General features: G+C 71.5%; 6 protein-coding genes and 1 pseudogene. 3 read left to right on the top strand and 4 right to left on the bottom strand.

The window, feature by feature from the left end:
* Positions 1-105 (bottom strand): annotated as a pseudogene (locus ABZ749_RS26100) (transcriptional regulator); the annotation flags it as partial.
* 133 nt (positions 106-238) lie between these two features.
* On the bottom strand, positions 239-481 hold the full coding sequence (locus ABZ749_RS26095) for a mycoredoxin (RefSeq protein WP_112681335.1): 243 nt from the start codon (positions 479-481) through the stop codon (positions 239-241).
* 92 nt (positions 482-573) lie between these two features.
* Between ABZ749_RS26095 and ABZ749_RS26090 the strand changes: the two genes are divergently transcribed.
* The 3 genes from ABZ749_RS26090 to ABZ749_RS26080 all read left to right on the top strand — a co-directional run bounded on the left by ABZ749_RS26090 (position 574) and on the right by ABZ749_RS26080 (position 3,605).
* The gene (locus ABZ749_RS26090; RefSeq protein WP_357232364.1) at positions 574-2,739 is read left to right on the top strand and encodes an ATP-dependent DNA helicase UvrD2; all 2,166 of its coding nucleotides are present in this window, start codon (positions 574-576) and stop codon (positions 2,737-2,739) included.
* A 121-nt stretch (positions 2,740-2,860) separates the two neighbouring features.
* Entirely contained in the window at positions 2,861-3,109 is a 249-nt protein-coding gene (locus tag ABZ749_RS26085) for a hypothetical protein (protein ID WP_357204779.1), read from the top strand.
* Positions 3,110-3,239: 130 nt separating this feature from the next.
* Positions 3,240-3,605: a WhiB family transcriptional regulator gene (locus tag ABZ749_RS26080; RefSeq protein WP_030490434.1), complete on the top strand. Its 366-nt coding sequence runs from the start codon at positions 3,240-3,242 to the stop codon at positions 3,603-3,605.
* A gap of 340 nt (positions 3,606-3,945) precedes the next feature.
* Here ABZ749_RS26080 and ABZ749_RS26075 read toward each other — a convergent pair whose 3' ends face one another.
* The gene (locus ABZ749_RS26075; RefSeq protein WP_357232360.1) at positions 3,946-5,292 is read right to left on the bottom strand and encodes an AarF/ABC1/UbiB kinase family protein; all 1,347 of its coding nucleotides are present in this window, start codon (positions 5,290-5,292) and stop codon (positions 3,946-3,948) included.
* A complete protein-coding gene (locus tag ABZ749_RS26070; protein WP_357232357.1) occupies positions 5,289-6,401 on the bottom strand; it encodes a TOMM precursor leader peptide-binding protein in 1,113 nt (370 codons plus the stop codon). The genes ABZ749_RS26075 and ABZ749_RS26070 overlap by 4 nt, the downstream gene beginning before the upstream one ends.
* Positions 6,402-6,663: the final 262 nt, after the last annotated feature.

The following is a 6,663-nucleotide window of genomic DNA, read 5'->3' as shown; positions in this document are numbered from 1 at the left end:
CTCGGCGAGCGCCACGGTGTCGCTCACCTCACGCAGCAGCTCGGAGAGGCGGGCACCGAGGGCGTCGCAGATCGCGGCGAGCCGTGACCAGGGCTCCCGGCACCCCGTCGTCCGGCCGAGGACGCCGACCGACCAGGGCTCCCGGCACCCACCGACAGCGGCCACCGTGACCCGTTCCCGAACACGACGAGCGGCCGCCCCGGGTGGGGCGGCCGCGCACCGAGATTGAACCGGCGGATCAGGCGTTGAGCGTCTCCAGGTGCTGCTTCACCTGGGTGATCGAGGGATTCGTCAGGGCGCTGCCGTCGGCGAAACGCAGCGTCGGCACCGTCTGGTTACCGCCGTTGACGCTCATCACGAAGTCCGCGGCCTTCGGGTCCTGCTCGATGTCGACCACCTCGTACCCGATGCCCTCCCGGTCGAGCTGCGACTTCAGCCGGTGGCAATAGCCGCACCAGGGGGTGGAATACATCGTCAGCATGGTCGGATCCTCCAACTCCTCCGGCCGCGACTTGGGGATCAAGCCGAGGCTGTTCGCTGCAACGCTGGGAGGAGCTGAGATGATTCCTGGTTGTGGTGGTTCACTCAGCGTCGGAACAGGTGCTCGCCGGGCTGGACCCGGAGCAACGCGCCGCCGTGACCGCACCTGCGGGCCCGGTCTGCATCCTGGCCGGCGCCGGCACCGGCAAGACCCGGGCGGTCACCTCCCGAATCGCCCACCGGGCTCTCTCCGGGGAGATCTCCCCCCGCCACGTGCTCGCTGTCACCTTCACCGCCCGGGCCGCCGCCGAGATGCGACACCGTCTCACCCTGCTGGGGGCGCAGGGTGTCCAGGCGCGGACATTCCACGCGGCCGCGCTGCGCCAGGTGCGGTACTTCGCCCCCCGGCTGCTGGCCGGCCGTGCCATGCCCGAACTGCTGGACAGCAAGGTACGACTGGTCACCCTCGCCGCCGCGCGGGTCGGCCTGCGTACCGACCGGGCCGCCGCCCGCGACCTGGCCGGCGAGATCGAGTGGGCGAAGTCGTCGCTGGTCGAGCCGACCGAATACGTGGTGGCCGCTGCCCGGGCCCTGCGCGACACACCGCACGAGCCGACGAAGGTCGCCGACGTGTTCACCGCGTACGAGCAGCTCAAACGGTCGAACGGCGTGATCGACTTCGAGGACATGCTGCGGGCCGCGGTGTGGGGCATCGAGGAGCACCCGGACGTCGGCGAGCAGATCCGCAGCCAGTACCGGCACTTCGTGGTCGACGAGTACCAGGACGTCAACCCACTCCAGCAGCGGTTGCTGGACGCCTGGTTGGCCGGCCGCAACGACCTGACCGTTGTCGGCGACGCCAGCCAGACGATCTACTCGTTCACCGGGGCGACCTCGGCGTACCTGGTCGACTTTCCCCGCCGGCACCGCAACGCCACGGTGGTCCGGCTGGTCCGTGACTACCGCTCCACCCCGCAGGTGGTCGGGCTTGCCAACGCGGTGATCTCCCAGGCCCGGGGCACCGAGGCGCGCCTGCGGCTGGAGTTGAGCGGGCAACGTCCACCCGGCCCCGAGCCGGACCTGCGGATCTTCACCGACGAGCCGGCCGAGGCGAACGCGGTGGCCGCGCGCTGCCGGTCGCTGATCGACGCGGGCACACCGGCGAAGGAGATCGCCGTGCTGTTCCGCGTCAACGCGCAGTCCGAGGCGTACGAGAAGGCGCTGACCGAGGCCGAGGTGCCGTACGTCGTGCAGGGCGCCGAGCGGTTCTTCGAACGGACCGAGGTGCGCCAGGCGATGGTGGCGCTGCGGGCGTCCACCCGCTCGATCCCGGGGGAGACACCGCTGCCGGCCGCCGTCGTCGAGGCGCTCACCGCCGTCGGCTGGGCCCCGGACGCACCCCCGGCCGGCGGCGCCGCCCGCGAGCGATGGGAGGCGCTGTCCGCGCTGGTCCAGCTCGCCGAGGAGTACGCGGCCACCCCCGAGGTAGTGCCGATCGGCGAGGCCGCCTCGGTGGAGCGCCCGGTCACCCTCACCGACTTCACCGAGGAGTTGGCGCGCCGGGCCGCCCAGCAGCACGTGCCGACGGTGGACGGCGTGACGCTGGCGTCCCTGCACTCGGCCAAGGGGTTGGAGTGGGACGCCGTCTTCCTGGTCGGCCTCGCCGAGGGCACCCTGCCCACCACCTACGCCAAGACCGTCGAACAGGTCGAGGAGGAGCGCCGGCTGCTCTACGTCGGGATCACCCGCGCCCGGGAATGGCTCTGGCTGTCGTACGCCGCGGCGCGCTCGCCGGGCGGACGGGCCCGGCGGCCGTCGCGGTTCCTGCCCCAACTGGACCGCTCCGGCGGCACGGAACGGGCCACCGGCGGCACCGGTCCGGCCCGCGGTCCCGAGCGACGGCGAACCCAGATCGTCTCCTGCCGGATCTGCGGCGCGACACTGCTCGCCGGCCCGGACCGCAAGCTCGGCCGCTGCCCCACCTGCCCGTCCGACATAGACGATGAGCTGCACGAACGGCTGCGCGAGTGGCGGCAGCGGGTGGCTGGTGCGCAGAAGGTCCCGGCCTACGTGGTCTTCACCGACGCGACGCTTGTCGCCCTGGCCGAGCGGCGACCGGGCCGCTCGGAGGAGCTCATCGCCATCGCCGGTATCGGTCCTCGCAAGCTGGGCCTCTACGGGGAGTCGGTGCTGGCTCTCGTAGCCGGCGCCGGGGTGGACGATGTCTGCCCGGAGAAAACTTTCGAAATCTCGTCGTAAATTCGTTTGCCCTCGCCCCGGCGCGAGGAATAGCCTCAGGACACACCACGCGAGCGGCGCCATTCCGGCTGCTCACGAGGTCGGTCCAGTCGATTCGAGGAACGTGAGGGAGGTGGCACCCGTGAAGATCTTCACCTATGAGCGTCTGGCGGCGATGCCGTCTGTCTGCGCTCCGCTGTCGGCTGTCCGGGTGGCCCTTGCGGCTGCACGACCGTCGGTTCCACAGGTGCACCAGGTTCAGGCCGAGCTGACCCTGACCGTCGCGCCCGCTGGAGTCGAGGGGACCAGTGGCTTCACGGGCAATGGCATCCAGGTCGCCAAGAAGCGCATGGATGTCCGCGGCGTTCCACCTCGAGGTAAACCGGTCTGACCATCAGACTCCGGCTCACCTCGAGGCCGCGGAACCCGCTTACCGGGATCCGCGGCCTCAGTTTTTTGCCCGCCGTAAGTACCTCGGAATGCGATCCACGAGATCGAAGTGAGAGAGAGGTGACCGGGAGATGAGTCTGGCGTTGGCCCCCCTCGACATGAGCGTCGAGATGGAGGCGAACCTGCCCTGCCGGAAGTTCGACCCCGACCTGTGGTTCTCCGACTCGCCCACCGAGCTCGAGCTGGCCAAGTCACTCTGCGGGGACTGCCCGCTGCGTGTCGAATGCCTGGCCGGAGCCGTTGAGCGAGCGGAGCCGTGGGGCGTCTGGGGCGGCGAGATCTTTGAGCGTGGCGCGGTTGTCCCGCGTAAGCGGCCTCGTGGCCGTCCGCGTAAGGAGGACGTCGCCCGTGACGCCGAGCTTCGGGTCGAGGCCGAGGCGCGCCTGGCGGCCAGTGGGCTGTCCGAGGTGCGCGGCGCGGTCCGGCTGGCAGCCTGACATGTTCCCGACCCGTTCCAACTACGCCGGTGGCACACCGGCAGTGAGTGAGAAAACGATGTTGAACGTTCCGAGTGGAGCCTTCGAAATGCAACTACTCCACGAAGCGTTGACCCGGGCTCGAATGCGTCGGCCTCAGGCCGGTCGTACCACCACGAGCACTGAGGCAACCCGATCCGCCCGTACCGTCGCCATGACCAGCCGCGACAAGGCGGCCCGCGACCTGGGCGTTCTCTAGTACCACCCCACGCAGAAGGGCGGGTGCCGACTGGCACCCGCCCTTCCCCATGTGATCAGCGGCCCGGGCCTCGACGTGATCAGCCGCCCCGGGCCTCGACGGTCAGGCGACCGGGGCGAAACCGGGCAGCCAGCGCTCCAGGATGCTTCGGTAGGGCGCCTTCGCCTCCAACTGGCAGAGCACCCCGATCGACCCGAGCGTCACCCGGTGGATCAGCAGGTACGACGGCGGCAGGTTGAGCTGCCTGCTCAGCTGGTACGTGGGGGAGCGAGGGCTGGCCAGTCGACCCGCCTCGGCCCGTAGCCAGGCCCGGGTGAACCGGAAGCCGTCCGCCGCTATGGGCTCCAGCATGGGGCGGATGAAGTCGAGCACCCCCTCGGCGTCGATCTCCTCGGCCGAGCCGATGAACCCCTCCGACCGCAGCCCCGCCACGACCTCGTCGGCATCGCCGCGCAGCGCCATCGCGGCGATACGACCGATCGGCTCCGGGGTGCCCTCCGGCATCCGGGCCACCGCACCGAAGTCGATCACCCCGAGTCGACCGTCGGGCAGCAGCCGGAAGTTTCCCGGGTGCGGGTCGGCGTGCAGCAGCCCGGCCCGTTGCGGCGCGGAGAGGTGCAGGGTGGCCATCAACCGACCCGCCTCGTCCCGATCCTCCTCGGTGCCCTCACGGATGATGTCGGCCAGCGGGGTGCCGGTCATCCATTCGGTGACCAGCACTCGGGGCGAGGCATTGATCACCTCCGGGATGTAGATCTCCGGGTCGTCGGCGTACGCGGCGGCGAAGGCGCGCTGCGACTCGGCCTCCAGCTCGTAGTCCAACTCCTCGGTGATCCGTTCGCGAAGCTCGGCCAGGAGCGGCTTGACGTCCAGGCCGGGCTGGATGGCCCGGAACATTCCGCCCAGTCGGGAGAGCTGCTTGAGGTCGGCGAGCAGGGCGTCGCCGGCCCCCGGATACTGGATCTTGACCGCCACGTCGCGGCTGTTCGGTTCGCCCGACTCGTCGAAGCCCGGCTCGCGCCACCGCGCCCGGTGCACCTGACCGATGCTCGCGGCGGCGGCCGGGACGTCGTTGAACTCGACGAACAGGTCCCGCCAGTCGGGGCCGAGCTGCTCGGCCAGCACCTTGTGCACGCTGGCGGCCGGCAGCGGTGGCGCCGCCTCCTGCAGCTTCGTCAGCGCCTGCCGGTAGGGCGCGGCGATCTCCTCCGGCAACGCGGCCTCGAAGACCGACAGCGCCTGGCCGAACTTCATCGCCCCGCCCTTGAGCTGGCCCAGCACGCTGAACAGCTGCTCGGCGGTGCGCTGCTGAATCTCCGCGGAGATCACGTCGGAGGCCAGCCCGGTGACGCGCTTGCCCATCCCGAGAACGGTCCGGCCGGCGAAGCCGAGCGGCAGGGCGGCGAGCTTGGCGGTGCGGGACACGGCGCGGCGCGGGATGTCGGTCACCCGGTCATTGTTACCGACCGGAGGGCCCCGCTGCTGCTCTGCGGCGGGGCTGGTGCGGACACTCGCCCTCGCGAGCACGCACACGCCGGGTGTGGCGGCCAGCCCCGACGACGGAAACGGCCGGCAGCGGTGATCTCCATGGCGCTGCCCAGCGTCTCCGGGTGGCCGCCGTCCAGCTGCGTCAGCGCCTCGGCCAGGGCGTACCCGCAGGCGACGAGCAGCGTGCCGGTCGTCGCGGCGGCCACCGGGTCGGCGGCGGCGAGTTGCGCGGCGAGCCGGGGCCAGTCCGGGTCGCGGTCGGCCCGGTGCAGCTCGACGCAGTGCAGGCAGGGCCCGGCGGGTGGGCGGACCAACGGCCCGATCACCGGTACGCCCTCGCGCAGTGTGACCAGCAGGTGCGGCTGCCGGCGCTGGGCGAGACCGGCGGCCAGCAGCGCCGGGGGCCGGTCCGTGCCGAGCTGGATCACCAGGTCGATCCGCCCGGTGCGGCTCGGACGGGTGCCGGTGCCGGGTGCGACGCGGTTGACCGCGGCCCGCACCGCCGGTCCGAGTGGCCGACCCAGTTCAGCGGCGGGGATGCCCGTGCCGATCAGATCGACGGGGCGTACCGAGCCGGTGAGCTGGGGAATCACCTGTCCCACGCCGGACTGGGCCAGTGCCACGGTCAGCGGCCCGCCGAGCGCCCCGGCACCGGTGAGCAGGACGCGGGCCGCCCGCCGCCTACGCAGGACCTGCGCGGGGGTGCCGGGCAGTCGGGCGGCGGCCAGTGCCAGCGCGCCGGCCTCCGCCGCGAGCCGGGCGCGGACCGGGCCGGTCAGGTCGCGGGGGAGCAGGCTGTGCGCGGCCACCAACAGGCCGGCGGCCCGCAGGGTGTCGAGCAGGGTACGCGCGTCGTCGGCGCTGACCTGGGCGGAAGCCGCCTGGATCAGCACGGTCCGCTCGCTGCGAGTGCCGTCGAGCAGGTCGAGCAGGTGGGCGGCGCGGGGATTGGCCAACTCCAGTAGGGCGGCTGGCCCGGGGCCGACGCCGAGTTGGAGGGTGTGTCGGTCCCGCCAGAGCCGGTTGAGGCCGGGCAGCAGGGTGGGGCGGGGCAGTACGGTGCGGCTCATGGTCACGAATCGTGACCGCATCTTCGCGTTCGGTCGATCGTTGTCCACAGGCGGTCAGGCCGCTATCCAGCGCTATCCACAGGATTTCACGAGTTTTCCACAGCCCTTCCCGCCTGTTGTCGGCCACCCGACAGGGGTGCCGCAGCGGTGTCACCACTCCCGATCTGGCGACGGGGGTGGGGGGGGGGGCCCCCCCCCCCCCCCCCCCGGCCCACAACCGACTAGAAACACGCATCGAGAAACAACCAAAAAAAAAAAAAAT

Origin of the sequence: Micromonospora sp. NPDC047753, assembly GCF_040642735.1 — a bacterium.
Classification (GTDB): Bacteria; Actinomycetota; Actinomycetes; order Mycobacteriales; family Micromonosporaceae; genus Micromonospora.
Note: the sequence above shows the minus strand (reverse complement) of the source record. Positions and strands in the feature narration are given on the sequence as shown.